This window comes from Actinomadura kijaniata (assembly GCF_014138665.1).
GTDB classification, from domain to species: Bacteria; Actinomycetota; Actinomycetes; order Streptosporangiales; family Streptosporangiaceae; genus Spirillospora; species Spirillospora kijaniata.
The window spans coordinates 85655-112285 of the sequence record NZ_JACJIA010000015.1; the positions used below are offsets into that span (position 1 = coordinate 85655).

30 protein-coding genes and 1 pseudogene are annotated in these 26631 nt (G+C 71.7%); 17 read left to right on the forward strand and 14 right to left on the reverse strand.

The features are described from left to right. Nucleotides 1-151: 151 nt before the first annotated feature. The 3 genes from thrS to HNR61_RS39395 all read right to left on the reverse strand — a co-directional run bounded on the left by thrS (nucleotide 152) and on the right by HNR61_RS39395 (nucleotide 4543). Nucleotides 152-2131, reverse strand: coding sequence for a threonine--tRNA ligase (gene thrS / locus HNR61_RS39385; RefSeq protein ID WP_312898319.1), 1980 nt, complete (start codon nucleotides 2129-2131; stop codon nucleotides 152-154). Between the two features lie 265 nt (nucleotides 2132-2396). Next, nucleotides 2397-3854, reverse strand: coding sequence for a sugar porter family MFS transporter (locus tag HNR61_RS39390; protein WP_182848246.1), 1458 nt, complete (start codon nucleotides 3852-3854; stop codon nucleotides 2397-2399). A gap of 53 nt (nucleotides 3855-3907) precedes the next feature. Beyond that, nucleotides 3908-4543: a class I SAM-dependent methyltransferase gene (locus tag HNR61_RS39395; protein WP_182848247.1), complete on the reverse strand. Its 636-nt coding sequence runs from the start codon at nucleotides 4541-4543 to the stop codon at nucleotides 3908-3910. Nucleotides 4544-4689: 146 nt separating this feature from the next. On the opposite strand from HNR61_RS39395, the gene HNR61_RS39400 reads away from it, so the two are divergent. Both HNR61_RS39400 and HNR61_RS39405 read left to right on the forward strand, forming a co-directional pair. Then, the gene (locus HNR61_RS39400; RefSeq protein ID WP_182848248.1) at nucleotides 4690-5934 is read left to right on the forward strand and encodes a sensor histidine kinase; all 1245 of its coding nucleotides are present in this window, start codon (nucleotides 4690-4692) and stop codon (nucleotides 5932-5934) included. 25 nt (nucleotides 5935-5959) lie between these two features. Further along, nucleotides 5960-6637 (forward strand): response regulator, encoded by a 678-nt coding sequence (locus HNR61_RS39405; RefSeq protein WP_182848249.1) that lies wholly within the window; start codon nucleotides 5960-5962, stop codon nucleotides 6635-6637. 44 nt (nucleotides 6638-6681) lie between these two features. Here the strand turns inward: HNR61_RS39405 and HNR61_RS39410 are convergent, their stop codons facing one another. Together HNR61_RS39410 and HNR61_RS39415 are read right to left on the reverse strand one after the other, a co-directional pair. Then, complete coding sequence (locus HNR61_RS39410) at nucleotides 6682-7638, reverse strand: quinone oxidoreductase family protein (RefSeq protein ID WP_182848250.1); 957 nt, start codon at nucleotides 7636-7638, stop codon at nucleotides 6682-6684. A gap of 15 nt (nucleotides 7639-7653) precedes the next feature. Then, complete coding sequence (locus HNR61_RS39415) at nucleotides 7654-8397, reverse strand: SDR family oxidoreductase (protein ID WP_182848251.1); 744 nt, start codon at nucleotides 8395-8397, stop codon at nucleotides 7654-7656. 43 nt (nucleotides 8398-8440) lie between these two features. Here HNR61_RS39415 and HNR61_RS39420 point away from each other — a divergent pair, with 43 nt between their 5' ends. The 4 genes from HNR61_RS39420 (at nucleotide 8441) to HNR61_RS39435 (ending at nucleotide 12223) form a co-directional block, all read left to right on the forward strand. Continuing rightward, complete coding sequence (locus tag HNR61_RS39420) at nucleotides 8441-9661, forward strand: acyl-CoA dehydrogenase family protein (RefSeq protein ID WP_182848252.1); 1221 nt, start codon at nucleotides 8441-8443, stop codon at nucleotides 9659-9661. Next, complete coding sequence (locus tag HNR61_RS39425; protein ID WP_182848253.1) at nucleotides 9661-10374, forward strand: TetR/AcrR family transcriptional regulator; 714 nt, start codon at nucleotides 9661-9663, stop codon at nucleotides 10372-10374. The genes HNR61_RS39420 and HNR61_RS39425 overlap by 1 nt, the downstream gene beginning before the upstream one ends. A 33-nt stretch (nucleotides 10375-10407) precedes the next feature. Then, nucleotides 10408-11745, forward strand: coding sequence for a threonine/serine exporter family protein (locus HNR61_RS39430; protein ID WP_312898320.1), 1338 nt, complete (start codon nucleotides 10408-10410; stop codon nucleotides 11743-11745). Nucleotides 11746-11833: 88 nt separating this feature from the next. Next, nucleotides 11834-12223 (forward strand): VOC family protein, encoded by a 390-nt coding sequence (locus HNR61_RS39435; protein WP_182848254.1) that lies wholly within the window; start codon nucleotides 11834-11836, stop codon nucleotides 12221-12223. A 65-nt stretch (nucleotides 12224-12288) separates the two neighbouring features. Here HNR61_RS39435 and HNR61_RS39440 read toward each other — a convergent pair whose 3' ends face one another. The 4 genes from HNR61_RS39440 to HNR61_RS39455 form a co-directional block, all read right to left on the reverse strand. Further along, nucleotides 12289-12492: a cold-shock protein gene (locus tag HNR61_RS39440; RefSeq protein ID WP_067815429.1), complete on the reverse strand. Its 204-nt coding sequence runs from the start codon at nucleotides 12490-12492 to the stop codon at nucleotides 12289-12291. A 234-nt stretch (nucleotides 12493-12726) separates the two neighbouring features. Next, a complete protein-coding gene (locus HNR61_RS39445; RefSeq protein WP_220510348.1) occupies nucleotides 12727-14499 on the reverse strand; it encodes an LVIVD repeat-containing protein in 1773 nt (590 codons plus the stop codon). Nucleotides 14500-14590: 91 nt separating this feature from the next. Continuing rightward, a complete protein-coding gene (locus HNR61_RS39450) occupies nucleotides 14591-14770 on the reverse strand; it encodes a hypothetical protein (protein WP_182848255.1) in 180 nt (59 codons plus the stop codon). Between the two features lie 20 nt (nucleotides 14771-14790). Further along, a complete protein-coding gene (locus tag HNR61_RS39455) occupies nucleotides 14791-15237 on the reverse strand; it encodes an ATP-binding protein (RefSeq protein WP_182848256.1) in 447 nt (148 codons plus the stop codon). Between the two features lie 125 nt (nucleotides 15238-15362). Between HNR61_RS39455 and HNR61_RS39460 the strand changes: the two genes are divergently transcribed. Genes HNR61_RS39460 through HNR61_RS39470 form a run of 3 tightly spaced genes read left to right on the forward strand, consistent with a single transcriptional unit; the run spans nucleotide 15363 to nucleotide 16552 of the window. Next, nucleotides 15363-16160, forward strand: a complete 798-nt coding sequence (locus HNR61_RS39460) for a helix-turn-helix domain-containing protein (RefSeq protein WP_182848257.1) — start codon at nucleotides 15363-15365, stop codon at nucleotides 16158-16160. Then, complete coding sequence (locus HNR61_RS39465; protein ID WP_182848258.1) at nucleotides 16151-16336, forward strand: DUF397 domain-containing protein; 186 nt, start codon at nucleotides 16151-16153, stop codon at nucleotides 16334-16336. Before HNR61_RS39460 ends, HNR61_RS39465 begins: the two co-directional genes overlap by 10 nt. A 30-nt stretch (nucleotides 16337-16366) precedes the next feature. Continuing rightward, nucleotides 16367-16552: a DUF397 domain-containing protein gene (locus HNR61_RS39470; RefSeq protein ID WP_182848259.1), complete on the forward strand. Its 186-nt coding sequence runs from the start codon at nucleotides 16367-16369 to the stop codon at nucleotides 16550-16552. A gap of 145 nt (nucleotides 16553-16697) precedes the next feature. Here HNR61_RS39470 and HNR61_RS39475 read toward each other — a convergent pair whose 3' ends face one another. Continuing rightward, entirely contained in the window at nucleotides 16698-17354 is a 657-nt protein-coding gene (locus tag HNR61_RS39475; protein WP_182848260.1) for a hypothetical protein, read from the reverse strand. A gap of 289 nt (nucleotides 17355-17643) precedes the next feature. Between HNR61_RS39475 and HNR61_RS39480 the strand changes: the two genes are divergently transcribed. Then, complete coding sequence (locus HNR61_RS39480) at nucleotides 17644-18195, forward strand: hypothetical protein (protein ID WP_182848261.1); 552 nt, start codon at nucleotides 17644-17646, stop codon at nucleotides 18193-18195. Nucleotides 18196-18405: 210 nt separating this feature from the next. On the opposite strand, the gene HNR61_RS39485 is transcribed toward HNR61_RS39480, so the two are convergent. Then, complete coding sequence (locus tag HNR61_RS39485; RefSeq protein WP_182848262.1) at nucleotides 18406-18816, reverse strand: winged helix-turn-helix transcriptional regulator; 411 nt, start codon at nucleotides 18814-18816, stop codon at nucleotides 18406-18408. A gap of 67 nt (nucleotides 18817-18883) precedes the next feature. On the opposite strand from HNR61_RS39485, the gene HNR61_RS39490 reads away from it, so the two are divergent. The 5 genes and pseudogenes from HNR61_RS39490 (at nucleotide 18884) to HNR61_RS39510 (ending at nucleotide 22125) form a co-directional block, all read left to right on the forward strand. Further along, nucleotides 18884-19369 carry a luciferase domain-containing protein gene (locus HNR61_RS39490; RefSeq protein WP_182848263.1) on the forward strand — a complete coding sequence of 162 codons (486 nt, stop codon included), beginning with the start codon at nucleotides 18884-18886 and terminating at the stop codon, nucleotides 19367-19369. 8 nt (nucleotides 19370-19377) lie between these two features. Next, nucleotides 19378-20304 (forward strand): NADP-dependent oxidoreductase, encoded by a 927-nt coding sequence (locus tag HNR61_RS39495; protein ID WP_220510349.1) that lies wholly within the window; start codon nucleotides 19378-19380, stop codon nucleotides 20302-20304. A 128-nt stretch (nucleotides 20305-20432) separates the two neighbouring features. Further along, on the forward strand, nucleotides 20433-20657 hold the full coding sequence (locus tag HNR61_RS50590) for a DoxX family protein (RefSeq protein ID WP_182848379.1): 225 nt from the start codon (nucleotides 20433-20435) through the stop codon (nucleotides 20655-20657). Between the two features lie 340 nt (nucleotides 20658-20997). Beyond that, nucleotides 20998-21192: pseudogene (locus tag HNR61_RS39505) on the forward strand (DoxX family protein); the annotation flags it as partial. 69 nt (nucleotides 21193-21261) lie between these two features. Further along, nucleotides 21262-22125, forward strand: a complete 864-nt coding sequence (locus HNR61_RS39510) for a hypothetical protein (protein WP_182848266.1) — start codon at nucleotides 21262-21264, stop codon at nucleotides 22123-22125. A 201-nt stretch (nucleotides 22126-22326) separates the two neighbouring features. Here the strand turns inward: HNR61_RS39510 and HNR61_RS39515 are convergent, their stop codons facing one another. Both HNR61_RS39515 and HNR61_RS39520 read right to left on the reverse strand, forming a co-directional pair. Next, nucleotides 22327-22536 carry a hypothetical protein gene (locus HNR61_RS39515; RefSeq protein WP_182848267.1) on the reverse strand — a complete coding sequence of 70 codons (210 nt, stop codon included), beginning with the start codon at nucleotides 22534-22536 and terminating at the stop codon, nucleotides 22327-22329. A gap of 304 nt (nucleotides 22537-22840) precedes the next feature. Continuing rightward, on the reverse strand, nucleotides 22841-23740 hold the full coding sequence (locus tag HNR61_RS39520) for an FAD binding domain-containing protein (RefSeq protein ID WP_182848268.1): 900 nt from the start codon (nucleotides 23738-23740) through the stop codon (nucleotides 22841-22843). Nucleotides 23741-23913: 173 nt separating this feature from the next. Here HNR61_RS39520 and HNR61_RS39525 point away from each other — a divergent pair, with 173 nt between their 5' ends. After that, complete coding sequence (locus HNR61_RS39525) at nucleotides 23914-24261, forward strand: VOC family protein (RefSeq protein WP_182848269.1); 348 nt, start codon at nucleotides 23914-23916, stop codon at nucleotides 24259-24261. Nucleotides 24262-24429: 168 nt separating this feature from the next. Here the strand turns inward: HNR61_RS39525 and HNR61_RS39530 are convergent, their stop codons facing one another. After that, complete coding sequence (locus tag HNR61_RS39530) at nucleotides 24430-25395, reverse strand: helix-turn-helix transcriptional regulator (RefSeq protein ID WP_182848270.1); 966 nt, start codon at nucleotides 25393-25395, stop codon at nucleotides 24430-24432. Between the two features lie 76 nt (nucleotides 25396-25471). On the opposite strand from HNR61_RS39530, the gene HNR61_RS39535 reads away from it, so the two are divergent. Further along, nucleotides 25472-26203: an SDR family oxidoreductase gene (locus HNR61_RS39535; RefSeq protein WP_182848271.1), complete on the forward strand. Its 732-nt coding sequence runs from the start codon at nucleotides 25472-25474 to the stop codon at nucleotides 26201-26203. The last annotated feature ends 428 nt before the right edge of the window (nucleotides 26204-26631 follow it).

Here is a 26631-nt window from a genome sequence, read left to right on the forward strand (position 1 = left end):
ACGGCGCGACCCTTCGAGGGGAATCACCTACCACGAGTGTCCCGCACCGCCCGGCGCCCCGCCCGCCGAACGGCGCAAGTCGCCGCCCCGCCGCGGCGGGGGGAACCGGCCGGGGGCGCGGTTCCCGCCGTCGCGGCGGCCGGTCCCGGGGTCAGACCTGGACGCGGTCCTCGACCGCCCTGACGATCTCCTCGACCGCCTCGTCGATCGAGACGCCGTTCTTCTGCTCGCCGTCGCGGTAGCGGAACGACACCGCGTCCTTGGCGACGTCGTCGTCCCCGGCCAGCAGCATGAAGGGGATCTTCTGCTTCTGCGCGTTGCGGATCTTCTTCTGCATCCGGTCGGCGGAGGCGTCCACCTCGATCCGGACGCCGCGCCCGCGCAGCCGCTCGGCGACCTTCTCCAGGTGCGGCACGTGCGCGTCGCCGATCGGGATGCCGACCACCTGGACGGGGGCCAGCCACGGCGGCATCGCGCCCGCGTAGTGCTCGATCAGCACGCCCATGAACCGCTCGATCGACCCGAACAGCGCCCGGTGGATCATCGCGGGGGTCTGCCGGGTGCCGTCGGCGGCCTGGTACTCCAGCCCGAACCGCTTGGGCTGGTTGAAGTCGAGCTGGATGGTCGACAGCTGCCAGGTGCGGCCGATGGCGTCCTTGGCCTGCACCGAGATCTTCGGGCCGTAGAACGCCGCGCCGCCCGGGTCGTCCACCAGCTCCAGCCCGGACTCCAGGGCGGCCTGGCGCAGCGCCTCGGTCGCCTCCTCCCAGTCCGCGGCCTCGCCGATGAACTTGTCGGAGTCGTCGCGGGTGGACAGCTCCAGGTGGAACTCGCTGAGACCGAAGTCGCGCAGCACGCTGAGCACGAAGTTCAGCAGCGACTTGATCTCGTCGCCCATCTGCTCCTTGGTGGTGTAGATGTGCGAGTCGTCCTGGGTCATGCCGCGCACGCGGGTGAGGCCGTGCACCACGCCGGACTTCTCGTACCGGTACACCGACCCGAACTCGCAGAGGCGCAGCGGCAGCTCGCGGTAGGACCGGCCGCGCGCCCGGAAGATCAGGTTGTGCATCGGGCAGTTCATCGGCTTGACCCGGTAGTCGGTGCCGTCCACCTCGAACGCCGGGAACATGTCCTCGCCGTAGTAGGGCAGGTGACCGGAGATCTCGAACAGCGACGACTTGGTCAGGTGCGGGGTGTTGACGAACTCGTAGCCCGCCTCCATCTGCCGCTGCCGCATGTAGTCCTCCATCACCTTGCGGATGATGCCGCCCTTGGGGTGGAAGACCGGGAGCCCGGAGCCCAGCTCCGGCGGGAAGGAGAACAGGTCGAGCTCGGCGCCGAGCCTGCGGTGGTCGCGCTTCTCGGCCTCCTCCAGGAGCTTCAGGTACTCGTCCTGCTTGTCCCTGGACTCCCAGGCGGTGCCGTAGATGCGCTGGAGCTGCGGGTTCTTCTCGCTGCCGCGCCAGTAGGCGCCGCCGGTGCGCATCAGCTTGAACGCCGGGATGACGCGGGTGCTGGGCAGGTGCGGGCCGCGGCACAGGTCCTTCCAGCGCAGCTCGCCGGACTTGGCGTCGAGGTTGTCGTAGATGGTCAGCTCGCCCGCGCCGACCTCGACGTTCGCGCCGTCCTCGGAGCCCGCCGACCCCTTGAGGCCGATCAGCTCCAGCTTGTAGGGCTCGCCGGCCAGCTCCTCGCGGGCGTCCTCGTCCGACACCGGGCGGCGGGAGAACCGCTGGCCCTGCTTGACGATCTCGCGCATCCGCTTCTCGATGCGCTTGAGGTCGTCGGGGGTGAACGGCTCGGCCACGTCGAAGTCGTAGTAGAAGCCGTTCTCGACCGGCGGGCCGATGCCCAGCTTGGCCTCGGGGAACAGCTCCTGGACGGCCTGGGCCATGACGTGCGCGGCCGAGTGCCGCATGATCGCGCGGCCGTCGTCGGAGCCGATCTCGACGGGCTCGACGGCGTCGCCGTCGCCCAGCACGTGCTCCAGGTCGCGCAGCTCGCCGTTGACCCGGGCGGCGATCACGGTGCGGCCGTCCGCTTCGAGGGCCTGTCCGGCGGTCGCGCCGGCGGGCACCACTCGTTCGCTCCCGTCGAGGGTGACGCGCAGCTCAGACGACACGGTGGACACGGGTTCTCCTCGCGGTGGTGGGACGGGTTCAGGGTTTTCCGATGCTATCGAGTCGGGATCGTCGCCGGACGCATCCGGGGGCATGGGGCGCTCCTGTCGGCCGGGCGGCGCGCCCCGGACGCGACCCCGGAAAGCGGTGAGGCCCCGGGATCGCTCCCGGGGCCTCACCGCGTGTCAGGTTCTAGGGCGTGCGGTGATCGCGCCGGGGCGTCCCCGGCGTCGTCGTGCTCAGCACCGCCGCCATGCCCCCATGGTAGCCCAGCCGTCAGGCCCGGACGCGGGGGGTTTCGAGCTGGTCCATGTCCTCCAGCTCGCGGCCCCTGGTCTCGGGCACGTCGCGCAGCACGAACACGAACGCGATCGCCGCGCACAGCGCGTAGAAGCCGTAGGCGAACCCGAGTCCCAGCGAGGCCATGCCGGGGAACGACACGGTGATCAGCCAGTTGGCGATCCACTGGGCGGCGGCCGCCACCGCCAGCGCGGAGGCGCGGATGAAGTTGGTGAACATCTCGCCGAGCATCACCCACACCACCGGGCCCCAGGTGGCGCCGAAGAACAGCACGTAGAGGTTGGCGGCGATCAGCGCGAGGGGCCCGGCGACCTCGCCGAGGTGCGGTTCGCCGCCCACGACCGGCGCGGTGGCGAAGCAGACCGTCATGGTGCCGAGGGTGACCGCCATCCCGGCCGCGCCGACGAGCAGGAGCCTCCTCCGTCCGATCTTGTCGACCAGGGCGATGGCGATCAGCGTGGTCACCACGTTGGTGACCGACGTGATCACCGAGGTGATCATGGCGTCGTCCTCGCTGAAGCCGACCGACTGCCACAGCGTGGAGGAGTAGTAGAAGATCACGTTGATGCCGACGAACTGCTGGAAGACCGACAGCAGGATGCCGACCCACACGATCGGCCTGAGGCCGAGCCGGGGGCCCCGCAGGTCCGACAGCTTCACCTGGCGTTCGGTGGTCAGCGACCGGACGATGTCGCGGATCTTCAGGTCCACGTCGCCGCCCCGGCCGGTGACCTTGAGCAGGACCTGCCGGGCCTGGTCCAGCTTGCGCTTCTTGACCAGGTAGCGGGGCGACTCGGGGATGGTCGAGGCGATCACCCCGTAGATCACCGCGGGCACGACCGCGCTGGCGAACATCCACCGCCAGGCGGTGCCGCCCCAGGGGAACTCCCCGGCCGCTCCCCCGTCGGAGACCCGGGCGATCATGTAGTCCACCACCAGGGCGGCGAAGATGCCCAGCACGATCGCCATCTGCTGGAGCGAGCCGAGGCGGCCGCGCAGGTCGGCGGGGGCGATCTCGGCGATGTAGGCGGGGGCGATCACCGAGGCGGCGCCGATGGCCAGGCCGCCGACCACCCGCCAGAAGGTCAGGTCCCAGGCGTTGAACGCCAGCGCCGAGCCCAGCGCGCTGACCACGAACAGCAGCGCCGCGGCCTGCATCACCCGGACGCGGCCGAACCGGTCGGCCAGCGGGCCGGCGAACCAGGCCCCCACCGCGCAGCCCAGCAGCGCCGAGGACACCACCAGGCCCACCACGAAGGAGTTCAGATGGAACTGCGACTTCAGCGCCTCGACGGTGCCGTTGATCACCGATGTGTCGTAGCCGAACAGGAACCCGCCCAGGGCCGCCGCCCCCGCCAGCAGTGCGGCGATCGCGGCCGAGTGCGAGGGTTCGGCCTGCGGCCGGCCGACCGCGTCACCACCCTCTGTAGTCATGCACGGTGATCTTCCCTACCGAGCTGGGCTTATGCCGGAAACCGGATGCGGCGTCAGTCACGCACCGCAACGCCGATCACATGCGGGGCGGCGGGGTTGGGCAGCCGCGACGGAGGGAAGGAGAAGCGCCGCTCGCGCAGCACGGTGAAGCCGGAGCGGGCGATCCACTCGTCGGTGGGGCGGGAGCTGCGGCATCCGGCGGCCAGGTAGGGCCACACCAGGTCGGCGTAGCGCTGGAACCGCACGCCGCCGGGGTCGCGGTGCCGCACGTGCTCGTAGTAGCGCAGCTCCCCGCCGGGGCGCAGCACCCGGCGGATCTCGGCCAGCGCCCGGACGGGGTTGCGGACCGAGCACAGCACCAGCGAGGCCACGGCCACGTCGAAGGAGGCGTCGTCGAGGTCCAGGTCCTCGGCGACGCCCGCGCGCACCGTGACCGGGACGGGCGCGACGGCGGCGGCCTCCTCGGCGCGGCGGCGCAGCGTCGGCTCCGGCTCCAGCGCGACCACCTCGCCGACGGTCTTGGGATAGTGCGCGAAGTTCGCCCCGTATCCGGCGCCGATCTCCAGCACCCGGCCGGAGGCGCCGTCGAGGAGTTCGTCGCGGTGGGCCGCGCCGCCGATCCGCGCGGTGGCGGCGTCCATCCGGGGATAGAGCCGGGCGAAGATCGGGTGTCTGAGATCACCAGCCATTTCCGCAGTGTCCGTCGCCGCCGCGAACGGATCAAGCTTTCGGGGCGCCCGGCCGCCGCGCGGCGACCGCTACCTGGGGCGGTGGTCGCGATCTCCTCCTCCGGGGTCATTACGGGTGGCGGTCCGGCGGCCTAGGCTCGCGGACGATGAACGAGTCCTCCCCCGCCCCGTGGCCGCACGGCCTGAGCGACGGCCTGCGCGATGCGCTGACGCCCCGGCGCGGCGAGCCCGCCGGCCCGCTGATGTCGGTGCGCGGCCGCTACCGGTACCCGGCGTTGGGGGTGCTGGCGGTGCTGGGCGCCGGGTTCACCGCCGGGTCCATCGCGCTCCTGGCCGGGAGCGCGAAGGTGAACGCCGACGTGGCCTGGCCGATCGGGGTGCTGATGGCGGGGCCGCTGGCGGTCGCGGCGCGGTGGCCCCTGCACGCCTGGCGGGCGTCGGCGTTCGGGTTCGTGCTGTGCCTGCTGGCGGTGGGCGGGCGGGGGTTCTGGCCGTGGCCGGTGCCCGCGTTCCTGGCCCTGCTGGCGATCCTGTTCGGGGTGGGCGCCTCGGTGCCGCGCCGGACGACGGTGGCGGTCGGCGCGGTCACCACCGTGGTCCTGGGCGCGGCGGTCGCGCACGGGACGGCCGCCTGGTTCGCGGCGATCCTGGTCGCGCTGACGGTGGTGGCGCTGGCGTTCGGCGACGCGATCGGCGCGCGGCGCACGCTGGTGGCGGACCTGGCCGAGCAGACCGAGCTGCGCCGCCGCGACCTGGCCCGGCAGGCGGTGCTGGAGGAGCGCGCCCGCATCGCCCGCGAGCTGCACGACGTGGTCGCCCACCACATGTCGGTGATCGCGATGCAGGCCGAGGCCGCCCCCTACAAGATCCCCGACCTGCCGGACGCGGCGCGCGACACGTTCGTGGTGGTGCGGGACGCCGCCCGCGAGGCGCTCACCGAGACCCGGCGGGTGGTGGGGCTGCTGCGCGCCGACGACGAGGGCGCCGAGCGCGCCCCGCAGCCCGGCCTGGACCGCCTGGACGACCTGCTGGTGTCGGCCGAGCACCACGGGCTGGCGGTGAACGTCGCGATCGTGGGGGTCCCCCGGCCGCTGGAGGCGGGGGTGGACCTGTCGGCGTTCCGGATCGTGCAGGAGTCGCTGAGCAACGCCGGCCGCCACGCGCCCGGCGCGCGCGTGGCGGTCGAGCTGCGCTACGGCCGCGACCGGCTCACGATCACGGTCGCCGACGGCGGCGCGCGGCGGGACCGGGAGGAGTGGCGCGGCGGCGGCCACGGCCTGGTCGGGATGCGCGAGCGCGTCACGATGCTGGGCGGGGCCCTGGAGGCCGGGCCCGCGCCGGACGGCGGGTGGTTCGTGCGGGCCGAGATCCCCTACGAGGCCTCGACGTAGGGCCCCTTCCCCGTAAAGTGCCTCCGTGACGATTCGGGTGCTCATCGCCGACGACCAGATCATGATCCGCGACGGCCTCGCCGCGCTGCTGTCCTCCGCCCCCGAGATCGAGGTGGTGGGGCAGGCCGGTGACGGCCGCCAAGCCGTGGAGATGGCCCGGGAGCTCGACCCCGACGTGGTGGTCATGGACATCCGGATGCCGGAGCTGGACGGGCTGGCCGCCACCGGCGAGCTGGTCGGCGCCCGCGCCGCCGCCGGGGCCGACCCCGCCGAGCTGCGGCCGAAGGTGCTGATCCTGACGACGTTCGACCTCGACGAGTACGTCTACGAGGCCCTCGCCGCGGGCGCCAGCGGGTTCCTGCTCAAGGACGCCTCGGCCGCCGACCTGGTCAACGGGGTGCGGGTGGTCGCCTCCGGGGAGGCGCTGCTGGCCCCCTCGGTCACCCGGCGGCTGATCGGCGACTTCGCGCGGCGGCGGCACCACCAGCGGCCCAGCCCCGCCGCGACGGCCTCGCTGACCCCGCGCGAGATGGACGTGCTGCGGCTCATCGCCAAGGGCCTGTCCAACGCCGAGATCGCCGCCGAGCTGGTGCTGGCCGAGCAGACCATCAAGACCCACGTCGGCCACGTGCTGACGAAGCTGGCCCTGCGCGACCGCACCCAGGCGGTCGTGTTCGCCTACGAGAACGGCCTGGCCGGGTAGGGCCGGGCCGTCGCCCGTCGGCGTCCCGGGGTCGGCGGGACGGGTCAGCGGGAGGGGTCCAGCAGCAGCTTGCCGGTGGTGCGGCGGGCCCGCAGGTCCTCGTGCGCCCGGCGGACCTCGGTGAGGCCGTACTCGCCGCCGGGCACCGCCTTCAGCCGGCCCTCGGCGACCAGGCCGAACAGCTCGTCCAGCGCCTGCCCCATCACGTCGCCGGGGAGCTGGAAGACGTGCGCGAGCCACATCCCGGCGACGGTGGTGGAGTACTTCATCAGGTTGGCGGGCTGCACCGGCTTCGGCGCCTGCCGCGACGCCATGCCGTAGAACGCCAGCCGCCCGAACGGCGCCAGCGCCTGGAGGCTCTGGTCGGTGACGGTGCCGCCGGTCATCTCCAGCACCACGTCCACGCGGCGGCCGCCGTTGGCCTCGATGAGGGCGGACTTCATGTCGGGCTCGCCCGCGTCGACCGCGGCGTCCGCGCCCAGCGACAGCGCCAGGTCCCGCTTCTCCTTCGAGGACGCGGTGGCGATGACGCGGCCCGCGCCCCATGCCCTGGCCAGCTGCACGGCCAGGGTGCCCACTCCCCCGGCGGCGGCGTGCACGACGACCGACTCGCCCGGGGCCAGGTGGACGCTGCGGCGCAGCAGCAGCCACGCCGACGCGCCCTGCACGACCATGGCGAGCGCGGTGGCGTCGTCGACGCCCTCGGGCACGTTCCAGGCCATCGCCTCGGGGGCCACGGCCTTCTCGGCGTAGCCGCCGGTGCCGACCAGCGCGACGACGCGGCGGCCGTCGGGGGTGCGGCCGACGACCTCGCCGCCGGGCACCAGCGGCAGCTCGGCGGCGGACAGGTAGCTGTTCTCGGCCTGGTGGGTGTCGGCGTAGTTGATCCCGGCGCGGGAGACGTCGACCAGGACCTGGCCGGGCCCGGCGACCGGGTCGGGCAGGTCGGCGAGGGTCAGGACCTCGGGGCCGCCGAACTCGGTGATCTGGATGGCGCGCATTTCTCCCTCTCTGGTTCAGCGCGGGCCGGGGACGCCGCGGAACTTGAACGGTTCGCTGGGACGACCTGGCACAACGAACCATGCCTCACCCGTTCCCTCCGCGTTCAGGATTCCCAGGAACGCGTCGACGACGGCGGAGACCTCCAGGATCGGGAAGTTCGTGGAGACCAGGTGGTCCCTGATGTGGTCGATGATGTCGGTGTGCGCGAACGACGGGCACAGCGCGTTGACCCGGATGTTCTCGGCGGCGTAGGCGGGGCCGAGGGAGCGGACCAGGCCGACCACGGCCGTCTTGTTCGCCCCGTAGACGGGGTCGAGCGGGATGGGCGTGAGCCCGGCCATGCTCGCGGTGGCGATGATGTCGCCGCCGCCCCGGGCGCGCAGCGCGGGCAGCGCGGCGTGGACGCCGTAGACGACGCCGTCGAGGTTGACGGCCATCGCGCGGCGGTACCGCTCGACGTCGAAGTCGTCGCCGAGGGTGAAGCCGCTGGCGACCCCGGCGTTGAGGAACGCGAGGTCCAGGCCGCCGAAGCGCTCCACGGCCGTGGCGACCGCCGCCTTGCTGTCGTCGGGTTCGCGCACGTCGCAGCGGACGAAGGCCGCGTCCAGCTCCTTCGCCAGCGCGCCGCCGCGTTCCCGGTCGACGTCGGCGAGCACCAGGTGCGCGCCCTGTTCGGCCAGCCTCCGGGCGACCGCCGCCCCGATGCCGTTGGACCCGCCCGTGATCAGAGCGACCTTGCCCGCGCCCTCGAATGCCATGGGACCCTCCACAAGTAACTGACTCGTCAGTTACTCTAGCGGAATGGACTTCGGTTTGAGCGAACGGGCCCAGGACTACCTCGGCCGCCTGACGGACTTCATGGACTCCCACATCTACCCCGCCGAGCCGGTCTACGCCCGGCAGCGGGCCGACCTGATCGCCAAGGGCGAGGAGCACACCGTCCCGCCGATCGTGGAGGAGCTGAAGGCCGAGGCCCGGTCGCGGGGCCTGTGGAACCTGTTCCTGCCCGGCAGCACCGACCCCGAGCACGGGCTGAGCGTCACCGACTACGCCTCGTTGGCCGAGGTGACCGGGCGCTCGCCGCTGCTGGCCCCGGAGGCGACCAACTGCGCCGCCCCCGACACCGGCAACATGGAAGTCCTGCACATGTTCGGCACGCCCGAGCAGAAGAAGCGGTGGCTGGAACCGCTGCTGGACGGCGAGATCCGGTCGGCGTTCGCGATGACCGAGCCGGAGGTGGCCTCCTCCGACGCCACCAACATCGCCACCCGCATCGAGCGCGACGGCGATCACTACGTCATCAACGGCCGCAAGTGGTGGATCACCGGCTCCGCCGACCCGCGCTGCAAGATCATGATCGTGATGGGCAAGACCGACCCCGACGGCCACCCCTACCGGCAGCAGTCGATGGTGCTGGTGCCGATGGACACCCCCGGCGTGGAGGTCGTCCGGGCGCTGCCCGTGTTCGGCTACCGCGACCAGGAGGGCCACTGCGAGATCCGCTTCACCGACGTGCGCGTCCCGGTGGAGAACCTGATCGCGCAGGAGGGCGACGGCTTCATGATCGCCCAAGCGCGGCTCGGGCCCGGCCGCATCCACCACTGCATGCGCGCCATCGGCATGGCCGAGCGGGCGCTGGAGCTGATGTGCCGGCGCGCGGTGTCGCGGGTGGCGTTCGGCAAGCCCCTGGCCGCGCAGGGCGTGGTGCGCGAGCAGATCGCCGAGTCCCGCATGGCGATCGAGCAGGCCCGGCTGCTGACCCTCAAGACCGCCTGGCTGATCGACGAGCAGGGCGTGAAGGCCGCCCGCTCCGAGGTCGCCGCGATCAAGGTGGTGGTGCCGCGCGCCGCCCTCCAGGTCGTGGACCGCGCGATCCAGGTCCACGGCGGCATGGGGGTGTCGGAGGACACGCCGCTGGCCGCGATGTGGGCGGGCCTGCGCACCCTGCGCCTGGCCGACGGCCCCGACGAGGTGCACGTGCGGTCCGTCGCGCGCGCGGAACTGGGTAAGTTCACCGGTTGATGGCTAACGCAACGGGGGACGCGGCTCCGGGCGTGCGGCGGCGCATGCCGCACGCCCGCCGCCGCGAGCAGCTGCTGAGGGTCGCGCTCGGCGAGTTCGGGCGGCGCGGCTATCACCTGACCCAGATGGAGCACGTGGCCGCCGCCGCGCAGGTCTCCAAGGCCCTGCTGTACCAGCACTTCGACTCCAAGGAGGCGCTGTTCGCGCAGGTCACCGAGGCGATCGTGGCGGATCTGACGGCCCGGCTGAACGCGGCGGTGCTGGCCGAGCAGTCCTCGATGGACGGCATCCGCGCGATGGTGCGGGTGCTGTTCGACTACGCCACCGACGAGCCGGACGCCTACAACCTGGTGATCACGCACCTCGACAAGCCCGAGGTGGGGCTGGAGCTGCGGGACCTGCGCGACCGGCTCGGGGAGGCGTTCGCCGACCTGCTGCTGCGCCGCCGCCGCTCGGACCCGACCCTGTCCCCCGCCGAGCTGGCCGCCAACGAGCGCCGCGCCCGGCTGCTGGTCCCGCTGATGTACGGGTCGATGCTGTCGATGGTGTCGTGGTGGCTGGAGCACCCCGACACCGCGCGCGAGCGCGCCGAGCAGATGGCGGTCGAGTTCATCTGGCTCGGGCTGGACCGGCTCCGCTCGGGGGAACGCCTGCCCGCGCCGGACAGGGACCCGGCGGGCAAAGACTCCCCCATGGCCACCGATCCCCGCTGATCCGCGCCGCCGCGCTGGTTAGGCTCCACCGGCGTGACGGCCGAGTCGGGGGACACGAGCGACGCGGGCACCGGCCCGGGAGGCCCCGGGACCGAGCCCGGCGTCGGCGAGGACGCCTACGCCACGATGGACCTGGCGCTGCGGGTCGGCGAGCTGATGCTGGCGGGCGGCGACACCGCCGAGGCCGCCGACCTGGCGATGGCCCGGCTGGGCCGCGCCTACGGGCTGCCGCACCCCGAGACCAACGTGACCCTCGCCGCCGTCGGCCTGTCCTACCTGCCGCGCGGCGGCCGCCCCCCGGTCACCGCCGAACGCCGCGTCCGCCGCCGCCAGCCCAACTACACGCGCCTGGCCGCCATCCACGACCTGGTACGCGACGCCGCCGCCGGGGGGCTCAGCCTCCAGCAGGCCAAGTACGGGCTGGGCGACATCATCGGGCGGCGGCCCGCCTATCCGGGGTGGGCGCAGGCGGGCGCGCTGTCGCTGCTGGGAGCGGCCGGGGCGGTGCTGGTCGGCGGCGGGTTCGTCGCGGCGTGCGCGGCGTTCCTGGCGACGCTGGTGGGCGACCGGACCGGCGCCTGGCTGGGGCGGCGCGGCATCGCCGACTTCTTCCAGATGGCGGTGGCCGCGGCGATCGGCACGCTGGTCACGGTGCTGCTGCTGGCGGTGGACGCCCCGGTGCGGTCGGGCACGGTGATCGTCGGCGTGGTGATCGCGCTGATCCCCGGCCGCGCGCTGGTGGTGGCGATGCAGGACGGCATCGCCGGGGACCTGGTCACCGGCACCACCCGGCTGGTGGAGGTGCTGTTCCTGATCACCGCGATCCTCAGCGGGATCGGTGCGGTGACCTATGTGGCGGCCCGGCAGGGCGTTCCGATCTCGCTCCAGAACCTGCCGTCGGCGCCGTCGTCGGTGGCCGCGCCGCAGACGCTGGGCGCGGCGGCCATCGCGGCGGCGTTCGCGGTGTACCACCTGGTGCCACGGCGCTGGCTGCCGCCGGTCGCGCTGGGCGGGATGCTGAGCTGGGGCGCCTACGTGGAGCTGCGCGCCCTGGACCTGCCGTCGGCGCCGGCCACGTTCCTGGCCGCCACGCTGGTCGGCGCGCTCGGGGCGACCGCCGCCCGGCTGCGCCGCGTCCCGGCGCTGATCCTGGTGACGCCGTGCGTGGCGCCGCTGATGCCCGGGACGCTGATGTACCGCGGGATGATCCAGCTCACCGGCGGCAACGCGGGCCGGGGCGGGCTGATCCTGCTCGAGTCCCTGGCCACGGCGCTGGCGATCGGCGCGGGCGTCTACATCGGCGGCGAGCTGCTGCGGGTGGTGCGCCCGGCCCGCCGGATGCTGCGGCCCCGCCGCCGCGTCGGGGTCTGAGGGCTCGCTCCGGAGCGGTCAGGAATCGAGAAGCACCGGCCCCCCGGCCGTCCTAGCGTGACGGGAGGACGACGACAGGGAGGCGACCGTGCCATTGCAGGTGAGCGTCATCATGCTCGGCGTGCGGGATGTGGATCGCGCCAGGAGGTTCTATGTCGAGGGCATGGGCTGCGAGGTCGACCAGGACTTCCCCGGCTTCGTCCGGTGCCGCCTGGGCGACGGGTCCTCGATGCTCGCGCTCTACGAGTGGGAGGCCGTGGCTCAGGACGCCGGCGTCCCGGCGGAGGGGACGGGGTTCCGCGGCGTGTCGTACCACTTCATCACCGAATCCAGGGACGAGGTCGACGGGGTCATGCGGGCCGCGGAGGCCGCCGGCGGCACCGTGGTCGCGGCGGCGGCCGCCGCCGACTGGGGCGGGTACTCCGGCTGCTTCAGCGACCCGGACGGCCACCTGTGGAAGGTCACCACCGCCGCCTGACCGCCCGGGAAAGGCGAACGGCGCCCGGGGGCGGATGCCCCCGGGCGCCGTTCGAAGCTCAGGAATTAGAGCGGCATGACGTTCTCAGCCTGCGGGCCCTTCTGGCCCTGGGTGATGTCGAACGACACGCGCTGGTTCTCGTCGAGGCTACGGTAGCCCTGGGTGGCGATGGCCGAGTAGTGGACGAACACGTCCGGGCCGCCACCGTCGGGCGCGATGAAGCCGAAGCCCTTTTCGCCGTTGAACCACTTCACGGTACCTTCAGCCATGATCTTTCTCCTTGCGATGAAGCCTCACCGGCCGCCACCTCGGTGGCCGGGGCTGCGTGCGGACCCTTCTGCGATCCACCCGTTTCACCGGGAGAAAGCGAAAACGCCCGCCGTCCAGAACTTCCGCGGGCGCTTCGTCGAGCGAAACTACGAGGAACTGCTAAGACTGCAACGAGGTTGAGCCTACCCCATGGATCCGCGGTTGGCACGGATCCATGGGACAGGTGGCGCAAGTCACAGCCAGGAGTTGCGGAACGGGGTCCGCGGCCTGCCCAGGTTGGGCTCGCCGATCAGCTTCCGGGAGGAGACGGCGTAGACGCCGTCGTTGGTGAACACCCAGACGATCTTCCGGTCCCACTCGACGTAGGTGCCGTGGGTCTGGTTGCCCAGCGCCCAGTCCGGGACGCGCGGGCTGTAGCCCTGCGGGACGAACTGGCCGGCGATCCGGGGCCAGCGGACGTCCCGCACGTCGAAGAACTGCACCCCGGCGTTGTAGAAGCCGTAGGCGAGCAGGCCGTTCGGCGGGTTGCCGGGCGAGGTGTAGTAGCCGGAGCGCTTGGGACCGAACGAGCCGCCGCGCTGGCAGTAGTCGGTGAACCCGGCCCCCTTGGGCGGCACCGGGCGGGGCAGCGCGCCGACGATGCGCGGCCGGGCCGGGTCGCGGACGTCGATCTGGAAGATCTCCTTGTACGGCTCGTGGCAGTCCTCGCCGAGGGGGTAGCCGCTGACGTACACCATGCCGGTCTTCGCGTACTGGGAGACGTCGACGTTGTCGGCCTCGGTGCCGCCGACCGACGGCGGCAGGTCCAGGTGGCCCACGGTCCGCATGCGGGCCGGGTCGGAGATGTCCAGCACGGTGAACCCGAACCCGCCCTGCGCGGCGAACGCGTACCGGCCGCCCCGCTCGACGGGCCTGGGGATGAACAGCGGCATGCGCGCGCCGTTCCAGGAGGTCCGGTTGCCGCACCGGGGGTTCTTCCGGTAGGCGGCCTCCTCGCCCTCGACCTGGCCGGGCAGGTGCCACTCGCCGAGCTTGCGCGGGTGCGCGGGGTCGGACATGTCCCAGGACTGGTAGCCGGGCGAGTACAGGTACGTGGGGACCTCGGTGTTGCCCCACGAGTCGCGGGGCGCGGTCGCGATGAACATGTACTTGTCGCCGGTGTAGTACGGCACGTCCAGCGACCCCGACCCCTGCTGGGGCCTGGTCATGTCGGGCTTGAGCGGGTCGGCCGCGGCCGCGTCGGTGGTGACCGTGGCCAGCAGCTTCCAGTCCTTCTTGCGCGGCCCGTCCAGCCGGTAGACCTTGAAGCCCTTCAGCGCGATCTTCTTGCGGAGCGCGGCGACCCCGGCGGGATTGTTGAACTTGCTCCTGTCCACGCCGTCGCCCAGCTCGGAGACCTGCCGCCGCGCCTCGAAGCTCTGGACCATGACGTAGGCGTTGAGCCTCTTGTTCCACTGGATCGTGGACGCGCCCCACATGTCGTGCGGGGCCCAGGACGCGTTGCCCTTGCTCTCGTCGCCGTCGACGTCGTTGCGGGTCAGCTTCTCGACGACCTTCACCTTGCGGACGTCGGTGACGTCGTAGACGCGGCCCTCGCTCCGGTCGTACTGGAACAGATAACGCCGCCCCTTGAAGTCGACGACGTTCTGCCAGGAGTGGAAGTAGTCGGGCGTGAATTCCGGCCCACGGTAAGCGGCCTCGACTTTCACCGGGCCGGAGGTGTGGGACTTCGGGTCATAACCCTTGGTCTTCGGGAACAGGTCCTGCGCCCCGCCGGGGAACGAGTGCCGTTCCTCGCCCGGCGGGGTGAGCGCGGGGTGCCGGAAGGTGCCGTCGAACTGCATCCCGAAGCTGCCCGGATCCGGCTCCGAGGGCCGCCGGTCACCGCAGACGACGGGGACGTAGGGGTCGGGGGGCGCGGCCTGGGCCGCGGTGGACCCGTTCACCGCGAGCGGCGCGACGACCACGGCCAGCGAACCGGCCGCCGCCAGGCGGATTTTCCTCATACGGAATTCCCTTCGTCGTCCCCCGCTTTTCAGGTAGGCGAGATCATCACGTTCGGCAGGGCATAACCGCCAATACCTTTGCTCGCGTCCGCTATAGCGAACCGGTTATCCGGCGCGCGGCCCGCTCGAACGCCGCCGGGTCCGCCCCCGCCAGATGCCCGACCAGCCCCTCGACCGTGGAGGAGCTGACCAGCGTGAACCCGGCCGCCCGCCACACGCCCCGGTCGCACACCCAGATCTCCCAGGCGGGGAACAGATCCCGAAGGATCACCAGCAGAACGCCCCGGGGCGTCACGGCGCGCCGCCGTTCAGAACGGCGTACACGGCCTTGCCCCCGGACGAGAGCCGCCGGAACCCCCACGCGGCGGTGAGTTCGGAGACGATCGCAAGCCCGCGCCCGGCGAACGCGTCGAGCGTCAGCGGCTTCACCCGCGGCTCGGCGTCACTCCCGTCCCGAACCTCGACGACAGGCCCGTCCTCCGACAGGTAGAGCCGCAGGGAGATGACGTCACCGGGCTCACTGCCGTGTTTGTAGGCGTTGGTGACGAGCTCGGTGACGACGAGAGCGGCGACCGCGACCATTTCGTCCGCATATCCCTTGGCGCGCAGCCAACCCCGAGCGAAATCCCGCGCACTCTTGATCGACTCCGCCACCGAAGCGACCACCAACATCGACGGATCCGTCGTCGCGACGGGCGGCTTTTCGATCATTTCTCGCGCCATGTCGACCCCTGTCACCGATTCCACTGTGTCGCACATCACACTTCGCTAGGATCGGCCTTAACGCCACTTGACGGGACAAGTTGTCTACAGATGTCCAACGATCAAGAAAAAGCGGAAAGCCTGACAACAAGGAGATCTTCATGGCCCCCCGCCGTCACTTCCCCCAGAACTCCCCTGCGCTCAAAGCGTTCGGTGCGCAGCTACGCCGAGCCCGAGAGGCCAAGAAGATCAAACAGACGACGCTCGCCGAGCTCACCAACACGCACGGCTCGTTCGTCTCCAAGGTCGAGAACGGCTTCCGGCGCTGCAACGCCGACTTCGTCAGACAGGCCGACGCCTACCTGGAAACCAACGGGGCACTCATCGAGCTCTGGGAGGACCTCAACAGGGAGGGACATCCCGTTCCCCTGTGGTTCGACTGGCCAGAAATCGAGAAGGACGCCGTGGAGTTGACGGCATGGCAACCGAATGTCATCCCTGGACTGCTCCAGCACGAAGATTACGCTCGCACCTTCTTCACCGATGACGAGTCAGCCGCAGCCCGCATCGAAAGACAGAAAATCATCACACGCGCCGAGAATCCCACAAAACTCGTCGCACTCATCAAGAAAGAGGTTCTCTACTATCTCGTAAACTCAAAGGAAGCCATGTCCAAACAGCTTGAGTATCTACTGGAGATGAGCGAGCGCCCCAACGTCACGATCCAAATCGTGATGAACGATGGCCTGCCCGCTGGGGTCGACGGAGCCTGTGTGGTGGCATTTCTCGAGGATAGAAGCCAGGTGGCCTACATCGACACGATGATCAGAGGAATTACGACCGATGCTCCGGAGGACCTTGCCGCCATAGCGGACAAACTGATAAAGATAAGAGGAAAGGCGCTGCCCGTGAGCATGTCGCGTGATGCGATCAGAGAGGCGATTCAAGCATGGACCTGAGCGCTGTCCAGTGGCGGAAGTCGTCACACAGTGGCGACAACCAAGGCGACTGCATCGAGCTCGCGAACGTGCCGGGCGTCGTGGCCATTCGCGACAGTAAGAGCCCGGACGGCCCCGTGCTTCTCATAGAGCGCCATGAGTTCCGTCGGATCACCGCCACCATCAAGGGCTACTAACCCGACACGATCCAGCGAGGAGCCTCAGCCATGGAGCTACGCACTCTCGGCTGGCGCAAGTCTTCACGCAGCGCCGGGCAGGGCGGCAACTGCGTCGAGCTGGCGAACGTGCCGGGTGTCGTTGCCGTTCGTGACAGCAAGAGCCCGGACGGTCCCGTCCTCCTCATGGAACGGCACGAGTTTCGCCAGGTCACCAACGCCATCAAGCGTTTCTAGTGCTTCATCGCGCGGGAGATCGTTCCGGCCCGTTGGCCTCAAGCGAGGAGGGGCGATCCGCTCCGTAGGTTGAACGGCAAGCTCTGGGGCCGCGCCCGGCTCGCTTCACGAGCCGGGCGCGGGATGCTCACTTACGGCCGCGTCATCAGCCGAGGCCTCTGATCGAGACGCCCGGCCGGCCGGCGAAGCAGACGCCGCCGTTCGCCAGGTGCGCGGCGCCCTTCTCCACGTGGTCGAAGGTCCAGCCGTACTGGTTCAGATTGCTCCAGGTGCGGGCCCATTGGGTCCGGGCGGCGAGCGCGCCGCCGGCCGACTGGGCGGAGGTGCCGTTCCTGTCGCTCAGCTTGATCTTCCAGCCGTAGCTGATGGCCGGGGACGAGACCGTGAAGCCGGTGCCGACCTGGACCTTGTTCCGCGCGGTCTGCCTGACCGCGATCCAGGCGGTGCCGCAGTTGCCCACGACCTTGTCGTAGTCGGAGTTCGCGGCCTTCACGCCCTTGCCGTGGCGCAGGATCGGGCTCTTGGGCTTCTTGGAGTTACGGGCGATCGGGACCGACTGCTGGTCACCGTTGGCGTAGGTGACGATCTTGTATCCGTTGGCCTTGGCGACGGCCGCGTCGAAGCGGACGAGGGTCATGCCCCGCTTCATCTCGCGCTTGACGACGGGCGCCGCGTTGCCGTCCTTGGCGACGGGCGCCGCATGGCCGCCCGTGGAGGCGAAGGCCGCCGAGGAGCTGCAGACCGCCCCCAGCACGAGGGCGGGCACCAGGACGGTTCTGGCCAGATTCCGGTTCGCGAGCATGTACGTGTGTTCCTTCCCCGATGACAGTAGTGATCCGGACGAACGCCCGGGCCCGACGCGCCGCCTTGATCACCTGACGACTTGAACGCTAGGGAGCGGAAGCAGGGTCAGGTATGATCATTTTTGGTCATTTGGGTCGGCCAAAACGGTTATAGGGCCTGGTTTTAACCGGACCAAACAGCCCTGCCGTGGGACATACGGCTCTGATAGGGTGATCATCCCAAGCAGCTCGTGATTTGGCCGTAATAGGGGCCTCTGTCGGCTTTTATTGGTGATTAAAGTGGGGCGCATGGACGTCGCCACCCGGCATCGACCGCCCCCCGAGACCCTGGGTCATCCGGTACCGGTCCAGCAGTTCGTCACCAGGACCGACCGTGCCGTCGTCGCGTTGCGGCATGTGATCGCCTTCCGCGAGGGGTGCGCCCTCGTCCTGCACCTGGCCGCCCGGCGAGGCTCGATGGAAGAGCGGGAGTGGAAGGATCTCCTGGCCCGCCAGGTCGACGGGGATCCCGCCCGCACGCCGGACGACGGCGACCTGAGGTTCGGCGTCCGCTTCCCCGACGGCACCGGGGCCACGACCGCCGGCACCGTTCCACACGGCCGGGGGCCTGCCGCCGACCGGCCCGAACCTCCCCTGCTCACCGAGACCGACGCCACCTCCAGCAGCAGCGAACGGCTTTACGAGGGCGAGCGGCGACTCTGGCTGTGGCCGCTTCCCCCGCCCGTCCCCTTCGAGTTCGTCATCGACTGGCGGGCATTGGGCATCGACACCGCCACCGCCACCGTCGACGGAAGCGCCATCCGCCGCGCAGCCGAGCAGGCCATGCCGTATTGGACATGACCACCGCGCCCACCCACGGAGCCTCCGGCCTCCCGACCGAGTGGTGAGCGAAAAGCGTCAGCGCCGGTCGAACGGCCGTAGCGCGTGACCACTCCGCGTTTGTCGACACGAGGTTTGTGACACCGACGTTGACGCGCCGAGTTCCCCGCCTGCCACCTCCGGTGTGGTCCGAGGGAGAGAACGCGACCAAGCCCCCGGATGCGGTGGCTGTCACTGCTCGTCGTATCGCAGGCGTGACTGCGCCACGTAGTCGCGGTGGGCCTCCGCCCAGCGGATCAGCGAGCCGACCTCGGTGGACAGCGTCCGGCCGACCGGTGTCAGGGAGTAGTCCACGCGCGGCGGCGAGCTCGGGGTGACGGTGCGCACCACCAGGCCGTCGCGTTCCAGGCTGCGCAACGTCAGCGTGAGCATGCGCTGGGAGATCCCCTCGATGCCGCGCTGCAGCTCGGAGTAGCGTCGCGGGCCGTCGCCGAGCAGCGCCATGACCAGCACGCTCCACTTGTCCCCCACCCGGTCCAGGACGTCGCGCAACTGGCAGGTCGGGGTCGCCGCGCCCACCGGACCGGCCGCGGAACGAACATCGATGTTCGTTCCGTAGGCCAAAGTGCCTTCTTCCGTCATGACGGCATTGTCGATCAGACTCTCGGTGCGCACAACACGTAACCAACGCACAGAAAGTGCGGTACCGATGATCCTGAATCTCGGCGCGCCGCCGCGCCGGTCCGGGCCCCGCCCGACGACCACCGGCCGCGAGATCCCGCACGACCAGCTCGACCAGTTCTCCCCGCCGGAGATCAGGGCCGCGCTGGTCCGCGAGGCCGAGTCGCTGCCGGGGGTGTTCACCGGGCCGAGCCAGGTGTCGGAGCCGTCCTCGCTGGCCCTGCGGCTGCACCGGCCGGCCGGCCCGTGGGAGGCGTTCCTGCATCCGAGCCCCGACGAGTTCGGCCACATCCATCGTGCCGGGTTCCTGCACCTCACGGTGCCGCCGCCGCTGGTGGCGGCGCTCACCGGCGGCGGGTGGGCCGAGCGGCATCCGATCAGCCTCCGGCCGCAGTGGCCCGACACGATCGTGATGCTCTACGCGCCGCGCGACGAGGCCGAGCTCGCCGTCGCCGTCGCGGTCCTCCGCGCCTCCTGGCGGCAGGCGTCCGTTTCCCCTGACGAGAAGGAATGAGAGAAGACATGCGCGCAGTGGCGTTCCACGACTTCGGTAAGGCCCCGGCCCTGTCCGACCTGCCCGTTCCCGAGCCGGGAGCCGGCGAGGTGCTGGTGCGGGTCGGCGCCTCCTCGCTCAACGGCTTCGACCTCGGGGCGATGGGCGGGTTCCTCAAGGGGGTGTACGAGTACGAGTTCCCGGTGGTCGTCGGCAAGGACTTCGCCGGAACGGTGGCCGCCGTGGGCGAGGGCGTGAGCGACCTGGCCGTCGGTGAGGCGGTGTTCGGCGTCGTGATGCGCCCGACGCTGGGCCAGGGCGCCTTCGCCGAATACGTCGCGGTGAACGCGGCCTACGGCGTCGCCCGGATCCCCGAGGGTCTCGACGCGACCCGCGCGGGCGCGCTGGGCCTGGCGGGCACGGCCGCGCTCAACGCGGTGGACGCGGTCTCCCCCGCCCCGGGCGAGACCGTCCTGATCTCGGGCGCGACCGGCGGTGTCGGCGCGTTCGCGGTGCAGCTCGCGGCGGCCCGCGGGGCCCGCGTCATCGCGACCGCCGAACCCGGGGCCGAGGCCGCGTTCGTCACCGCCCTCGGCGCGGCCCACACGGTCGACCGCACCGGCCTGGCCGCACGGGTCCGGGAGATCGCGCCCGGCGGTGTCCACGCGGCCGTGCATCTCGCCGGTGACGGCCCGACCGTGTCCGGGCTGGTCGCCGATGGCGGGCGGTTCACGTCCACCGTGCACTTCGCGCCGCGGGACGCCGGCGCGCGCGGCGTCAAGGCCACCACCATCATGTCCGACCCGGCCCCCGAGGCCCTCGCCCGGCTCGCCGCCGACGTGGTCGCGGGCCGCCTGCGCGTCCCGATCGCCCGCGGCTACGCGCTGCCCGAGGTCGCACAGGCGATCACCGACTTCACCGACGGGACCCTCGGCAAGCTCGCCGTCACCGTCTGAGCGGGGACCCCCGTGTTCGTCGCCGTCGCCGTCCTGCTGTCGCTGGTGCTGGTCGGCTCCGGACGCGCCAAGCTCGTCCGGGATGAGAGGGCCGTCGCGGGCATGACCGCGATCGGCGTCCCGGACGGCTGGTTCCCCGGCTCGCCGCGCTGGAGATCGCCGGGGCGGTCGGCCTGCTCGCCGGTATCGCCTTCCGCCCCTTCGGGACGGCGGCGGGGATCGGCGTCGCGCTCTACTCGACCGGCGCGGTGCCGACGCACCTGCGCGCCCGCGACGTCAAGGAAGCGCCCCTCCCCGTCGTCCTCCTCGTGGTGGCCATCGCCCCGATCGCCCCGGGAGTGACCACGTTCTGACCGAGGCGACGCCTCACAGGTCGTCTTCGATCCTCCCGGTGACCGCCGGGGAAGGTCGAAGACGGCCTCCCGGGGGCGTGCGGCCTGTGTGGGCGCCGACGGCCTCCGCAGATCATGGTCCTGTCGGGGCCGGTCTCGCTTGCGGTCTCCCTCCACCCGGTTCCGGTCAGCCCTGTGGACACCGTCGCGGCCGACGGCCGCGCAGTGGACCGGAGGAACACCATGTTCATCGCTTACGTCGTCGTCGCAGTGCCGGCCGGAACGTTGCTGACCGTTTCCGGCGGCCTCCTGCCGGCCAGGGAGAAGGGCGTCACCACGACCCTGACCGAGCTGGGGGGTTCCGTTGTGCTGGCTCCCGCTGCCGGCTGCGGCGAAGTTCGCGGGGGCGCTGGGGTCGCTGGCCGGGATCGCCTACCGGCCGCTCGGGGTGGCGGCCGCGATCGGCACGGTGCTGCACTTCGCCGGTGCCGTGGCCGTCGCGGCGTCCCGCTCGGATGCCACAACGGCGATAATTGACGCCATTGACTCCAAGTAGTCAATCAGTTACGTTGAGTGCTGAACAGGGTCGGTCAACCCCCCCCTCACCATGAAAGGGCGGAAAGACATGACCCCAACCACCCAGACGGCGCCCGCAGCGGGCACCGGCGTGGCCACCGCGATCCTGACGGTGGAGAACCATACCGAGCACGACCTGCAACTGCGTCCCCACGGCAAGCCGTACTACAACGGCGCCGAGAACACCGACTACACGTTCGTGGCGGGCAACTCGCCCGGCCTGGACCGCGCCAAGGGCGCGCTGCTGCGCGGCAAGCACCTGCAACTGGAGGTCCACTTCAACGACGGGCTCCACCTGTTGGTCGACCACCGGCCGCTGCAGTCGGGGCCCTGGCAGGAGAACCAGGCGGCGCACCTGCACTTCGAGCGGTACGGAAATGCCGCGCAGATCTACGACTTCACCGGCCAGTACCGCTCACCGATCGACTCCAGGCTGCTCATCGGCGGCAAGGAGATCCCGACCGGCGGCCGGTACCCGGTCGACCTGTCCAGCGGCACGCCGGTCGCGGTCAGCTACGTGATCGGCAAGCGCGACCACGTCCCCGACCCGTCGCAGAAGATGATCGCGGTGTCCTACCAGCGCGTGAAGACCTGGTCCGCGGGCTGGTCCAACCGATACAACAAGGAGGTCAACGGCGCCATCACCACCTGGAGATTCACCCTCCAGCCCGAGGAGTTCGACATCAAGAACTGGAAGATCATGTTCGAGATGCCCGACGGGGCGTTCGTGGAGCAGACCGCCGCGAACCACACCGAGAACGGGCGGCAGGTCACCCTCAGCAACAAGACCGGCGAGATCCTGCTCAAGGGCCACACCCGCGACGTCGACGTCCAGATCTTCTCCACCAAGGACCCCGGCAACGCCGGCAAGCTCACCGACATCACCAAGCTGCGCGCCGAGGGCTGGAGCTAACAGCCCTCGGAGTGCGCCACCGTGACCCGCCGTGGTCACGCGGGCGCGGCCACCAGCGACGAGGTGCCGCCGGAAACCACCGGCGGCACCGCTCACGACACAACGTGCGTAGGCCCGGACGGCTCCCGCCGTCGAGCACCTCGGCGGCTTCCGGGAGGTGGCCCCGGCTCGACCGCCGGGGCGGGCAGAGGCCAAGGATGTCTACCGGGCGGGTCGCCTCGCCCCCACGCCGTACACCAACGCGAGTTTCAGGTGGTGGTCGGGCAGGCGCCACCAGCCGGGCACCGCACGGACCATCTCGTCCCAGCGGCGCGTGTCGGGGAGCCAGATCAGGGCCCCGCGTCCGGTGTACACCACGTCGAAGGCGCGCCCGGCCAGGGCGTCCAGGGCGTCGTGGACATCGGCGCACACCCACTCGATGTCGGCTCCGTGGCCGTCGGCGTTGCGGCGGGCCTCGCGCAGGCCGGCGGCGGAGAAGTCCGGCCGGTGACGTGGGCGCCCCGCTGGGCGAACGCGAGGGTCTCGGCGCCGTTGTGGCATTGCAGGTGCAGGACCGCGCGCCCGCCCAGCGGCTCCAGGTCCTGCCACTCCCGAGGATGGAACCGGGTGTGGGCCGGTCGCCGGTCCAGGTCGTAGAACTCGCTGTCGGCGTGGACGCGGGCGTCCCGGTCGGCCTGGTCGTCGGCCATGCGCTGCGCGGTGACGCCGTCGCCGGTCATGGTTCACCTCCATGTCGCCACAGGTGGTCGGCCGGACGGGGCGCGGACGGGGTGGTGGCCCAGGTGAGGGTGCGGCGGGCGATCACGGCCAGGGCGTGGCGGCGGTAGGCGGCGCCGGGGTCGTCGGCCGGGTCGGCGGCCCGGGCCACCAGATCGGCGAAGTGCCGCACGACGTCCGCCGCCAGGGGCCGGGGACGGTCGGGGCCGCACCCCCAGTCGATGTGGGCGGCGGCGAACTCCTCGGCCGCCCGGGCGCGCGACGGGACCGGCCCGGCGGCGCCGATACCGACCCCCACCCGGCGCCGGTCGTGGTCCACCGTCAGGGCCAGCGAGCAGATCGCGGTGGTCATCGCGTTGCGGACACCGACCTTGGCGAAGTACTGCGGCCCGCACGCCGGGCGCAGCCACACCGCACGGATCAGTTCGGTGTCGGCCAGCGCGGTGCGGCGCTCACCCCGGTAGAAGCCGTCCGCCTCGACCAGGCGCGTGCCGCCGGTGGCCCCGGCCAGCTCGATGCGGGCATCGCAGGCCAGCAGCACCGGGTGGCACACGCCCTTGGTCGCGGCGGTCCCCAGGTTGCCGCCCAGGGTGCCGCGGTTGCGGATCTGCCGGGAGCCGACGGTGCGCGCGGCCTGGGCCAGCCCCGGCAGCCGGGCTCCCAGCTCCTCGATCAACCGGGTGTAGGTGACCCCCGCCCCCACCCGCAGCCACCCGTCCACCGGCTCCCACCCGGTCAGCTCGGCCACCGGTCCCAGGTCCAGCAACATCGCCGGGCGCAGCCGCCCGGCGTTGAGCTCCACCATCACGTCGGTGCCGCCGGACACCGGAACCGCGCGCGGGCAGGCGGCCCTGGCCTCCAGCGCCTCCGTCCACCTCGACACCCGCACGAACTCCACGCCCCACCCCTGCCCGCGTCCAGGCCAACCCTCCACCACCGCCGCGCCAATCCCCGGTCAGCGCCGCCGTGGCCCGCGGAGTTCCCATCCGTCCAAGACGCGAACGTGACCCGGGGCGACGATGGCCTGCACGGAGCGGGCCCGCCGCGCCGTTTTCCCGATGGGAGTTCTCGATGGCCGTTCGCCGTGTCGTTCCCAACGTCCGGTCAGAGGCCGTGCGGGAGAGCCGGGAGTTCTACGGGCTGCTGGGGTTGGAGGAGGTCATGGACCTCGGCTGGATCGTGACGCTCGCCTCCCCGTCCGCCCCGACGGCGCAGGTCAGCTTGATGACCGGCGACAGGACCGCCCCGGTCACCCCCGACATGAGCGTCGAGGTGGACGATGTGGACGCCGCCTACGCGGTCATGCGCCGGAGCGGCGCGGAGATCGTGCACCCCTTGCGGGACGAGGAGTGGGGAGTGCGCCGGTTCTTCGTCCGCGATCCCGACGGCCGGGTGGTCAACGTCCTGGCCCACCGCTGAACGCGCCGGTCGCCGACGGTCGCGACCGATGCGACCGGCCGGGTCCCGGACGGCCTCGAACACCACCGCCCGCATCCGCCGCGCGGTTGAGCGTCGTGACCGCCCCGGGACGCGGCCACGGCGCCCGGCACCGCCGCCGGTCTCGACCACGAAGCCACACGTCCCCGCTCATACCGCGCCCGCGCAGTGCCGCGACACCTGCCGCAACGCCTCCAACAGCGCGGCCGGCCCCTCCACGGTGAAAGGCAGGCCGAGCGCGGCGAGGTAGACCGCCAGGGTCAGTGGCGTGGCCGCGCCGATGTGCAGCAGGCACCGCTCGTCGTCGAGGTGCTCGACCCTGGCCACCGGCGGTATCCGGTCGCTGACGACCGCGGCCGGGGCGTGCACGGTCGCGACCGTGCGGCAGGGACCCAGCGTCGAGGCCACACCCTTGGTCACGACATCGATCGCCTCGTCCGGCGGCAGTCGGCGGCCGGGAAAGGGCGGCCCCGGGGGCGTGCGCGGCGCGAGCCGGTCGATGCGGAACGTCCGCCAGTCCTCGCGGTCGACGTCCCAGGCCACCAGGTACCAGCGTCTCCCGGTCGCCACCAGCCGGTGCGGCTCGGTGTCGCGCAGGGTGGCGTTCCCGCCGTGGTCGCGATAGTCGAACCGTATCCGCCGCCGGTCCCGGCAGGCGGCGGCCAGGGTGGCCAGCACGTCGGCGTCCACGGCCGGGCCGTTCCCGGGCAGAGGCACCGTGGAGGCCGCCAGCGCGGCCACCCGGGAGCGCAGCCGGGCCGGCAGCACCTGGTCGAGCTTGGCCAGCGCACGCAGCGATGTCTCCTCGATACCCCCCACCGTCTGGGCCGCCGCAGTGCGCAGGCCGATCGCCACCGCGACGGCCTCCTCGTCGTCCAGCAGCAGCGGCGGCAGCCGGGCACCGGCTCCCAGCCGGTAGCCGCCCGCTGTGCCGGAGGTGGCCGAGACCGGATAGCCCAGGTCGCGGAGCCGTTCGATGTCGGAGCGGATGGTCCTGGTGCTGACGCCGAGCCGGTCCGCCAGTTCCGGCCCCGGCCAGTCGGTGCGGGACTGCAGCAGCGACAGCAGCCGCAGCAGCCGCGCCGCAGGATCTTTGGTGACCACGCCGTCCAGCATTTCGCACCTCGCGGAAGTCCTGCTTCCGCAAGGGCTGCCATGGTGGGGCCTCCTCGAACCGAAAGGGAGATCATCCATGCATGCGGCAGTGGTGACGGGCGGATCGCGCGGGATCGGGCGGGCCGTGGTCGAGCGGCTGGCCGACGGCGGCGCCACGGTGGTGTTCAGCTACGTCGCCGACGAGCGGGCGGCCCGGCAGGTGGAACGGGGGTGCGGCGGGCGGGCCGTCGCCGTGCGCGCGGACGCGGCCGATCTGGACCAGGTGAAGCGGCTGCTGGCCACGGCGGACGAGGTGTTCGCCGACAGGGCCGCGGGTCCGCTGTCGGCACTGGTGAACAACGCGGGTGTCATCGACCATACGCCGATCGACCGGTTGACCCTCCAGGCGTACGAGCGGGTGATGGCGGTCAACGTGCGTGGTGCGTTCTTCACCGTGCAGGAGGCGGCGCGCAGGATGACCGAGGGCGGCCGGATCGTGAGCGTCTCCTCCACCGGCACCGCCTGGCCCAGCGCGGGCGAGTCGGTGTACGCCGCCAGCAAGGCGGCGATCGAGCAGCTCACCCGGGTCGCCTCCCGGGAACTGGGGCGGCGCGGGATCACGGTCAACGCGGTGTCACCCGGCCCCACCGACACCGACATGCTGCGCGCCGGCGCCCCGCCGGAGGCGGTGGCCGGAGTGGCGCGGATGACGGCCCTCGGCCGGGTGGGCACGCCCGCTGACATCGCCGCCGTCGTCATGCTGCTGCTCAGCCCGGACGCCGCGTGGCTGACCGGCCAGAACCTCGTCGCCGACGGCGGCCTGGTGTAGGGGCCGAACGGGACGTCACCGGCCGTACCGCAGGGCGTGGATGGTGATCGACCATTCGCACGCGCGGGCGATCAAGGCGGCCCACGACCGGTCCGAGCCCGGGCGGGGCGTGCCTGGGCTCGCTCCAGGCGCCATGCGATCCGGGATGGCGACGGCATCCCGCTCGCGGCCTCGCGGACCGGGTGGGCCGACCAGGGTGACGTCCGCGAGGCGTTCCCGGCCCTGGCCGCCGCCATCATCTGCCGGCACCGCCTCCGACGCACACCGGGCCAGGAGTTCCAAGACCGCCAAGCGGTCGGCCGAGCACACCGCCCTCGTCCTCAAAGCTCCGTCCGACGCGCCCGCCACCGCTGGGGAGGCTCCCGTCACCGAACTCGTTCGCCGGCAGACCGCGCACCGGGATGAGCATCGCCCGGCGGCCGACGTGT

What these genes read in the sequence shown, in the direction of transcription:
- HNR61_RS39525 (WP_182848269.1), top strand. Translation starts at nt 23,914, where the DNA reads ATGGCCGTTCGCCGTGTCGTTCCCAACGTCCGGTCAGAGGCCGTGCGG.
- HNR61_RS39495 (WP_220510349.1), top strand. Translation starts at nt 19,378, where the DNA reads ATGCGCGCAGTGGCGTTCCACGACTTCGGTAAGGCCCCGGCCCTGTCC.
- HNR61_RS39480 (WP_182848261.1), top strand. Translation starts at nt 17,644, where the DNA reads ATGGACGTCGCCACCCGGCATCGACCGCCCCCCGAGACCCTGGGTCAT.
- HNR61_RS39510 (WP_182848266.1), top strand. Translation starts at nt 21,262, where the DNA reads ATGACCCCAACCACCCAGACGGCGCCCGCAGCGGGCACCGGCGTGGCC.
- HNR61_RS39445 (WP_220510348.1), bottom strand. Translation starts at nt 14,499, where the DNA reads ATGAGGAAAATCCGCCTGGCGGCGGCCGGTTCGCTGGCCGTGGTCGTC.
- HNR61_RS39400 (WP_182848248.1), top strand. Translation starts at nt 4,690, where the DNA reads ATGAACGAGTCCTCCCCCGCCCCGTGGCCGCACGGCCTGAGCGACGGC.
- HNR61_RS39425 (WP_182848253.1), top strand. Translation starts at nt 9,661, where the DNA reads ATGGCTAACGCAACGGGGGACGCGGCTCCGGGCGTGCGGCGGCGCATG.
- HNR61_RS39420 (WP_182848252.1), top strand. Translation starts at nt 8,441, where the DNA reads ATGGACTTCGGTTTGAGCGAACGGGCCCAGGACTACCTCGGCCGCCTG.
- HNR61_RS39395 (WP_182848247.1), bottom strand. Translation starts at nt 4,543, where the DNA reads ATGGCTGGTGATCTCAGACACCCGATCTTCGCCCGGCTCTATCCCCGG.
- HNR61_RS39415 (WP_182848251.1), bottom strand. Translation starts at nt 8,397, where the DNA reads ATGGCATTCGAGGGCGCGGGCAAGGTCGCTCTGATCACGGGCGGGTCC.
- HNR61_RS39535 (WP_182848271.1), top strand. Translation starts at nt 25,472, where the DNA reads ATGCATGCGGCAGTGGTGACGGGCGGATCGCGCGGGATCGGGCGGGCC.
- HNR61_RS39485 (WP_182848262.1), bottom strand. Translation starts at nt 18,816, where the DNA reads ATGACGGAAGAAGGCACTTTGGCCTACGGAACGAACATCGATGTTCGT.
- HNR61_RS39410 (WP_182848250.1), bottom strand. Translation starts at nt 7,638, where the DNA reads ATGCGCGCCATCCAGATCACCGAGTTCGGCGGCCCCGAGGTCCTGACC.
- HNR61_RS39490 (WP_182848263.1), top strand. Translation starts at nt 18,884, where the DNA reads ATGATCCTGAATCTCGGCGCGCCGCCGCGCCGGTCCGGGCCCCGCCCG.
- HNR61_RS39475 (WP_182848260.1), bottom strand. Translation starts at nt 17,354, where the DNA reads ATGCTCGCGAACCGGAATCTGGCCAGAACCGTCCTGGTGCCCGCCCTC.
- HNR61_RS39465 (WP_182848258.1), top strand. Translation starts at nt 16,151, where the DNA reads ATGGACCTGAGCGCTGTCCAGTGGCGGAAGTCGTCACACAGTGGCGAC.
- HNR61_RS39390 (WP_182848246.1), bottom strand. Translation starts at nt 3,854, where the DNA reads ATGACTACAGAGGGTGGTGACGCGGTCGGCCGGCCGCAGGCCGAACCC.
- HNR61_RS39470 (WP_182848259.1), top strand. Translation starts at nt 16,367, where the DNA reads ATGGAGCTACGCACTCTCGGCTGGCGCAAGTCTTCACGCAGCGCCGGG.
- HNR61_RS39460 (WP_182848257.1), top strand. Translation starts at nt 15,363, where the DNA reads ATGGCCCCCCGCCGTCACTTCCCCCAGAACTCCCCTGCGCTCAAAGCG.
- HNR61_RS39440 (WP_067815429.1), bottom strand. Translation starts at nt 12,492, where the DNA reads ATGGCTGAAGGTACCGTGAAGTGGTTCAACGGCGAAAAGGGCTTCGGC.
- HNR61_RS39530 (WP_182848270.1), bottom strand. Translation starts at nt 25,395, where the DNA reads ATGCTGGACGGCGTGGTCACCAAAGATCCTGCGGCGCGGCTGCTGCGG.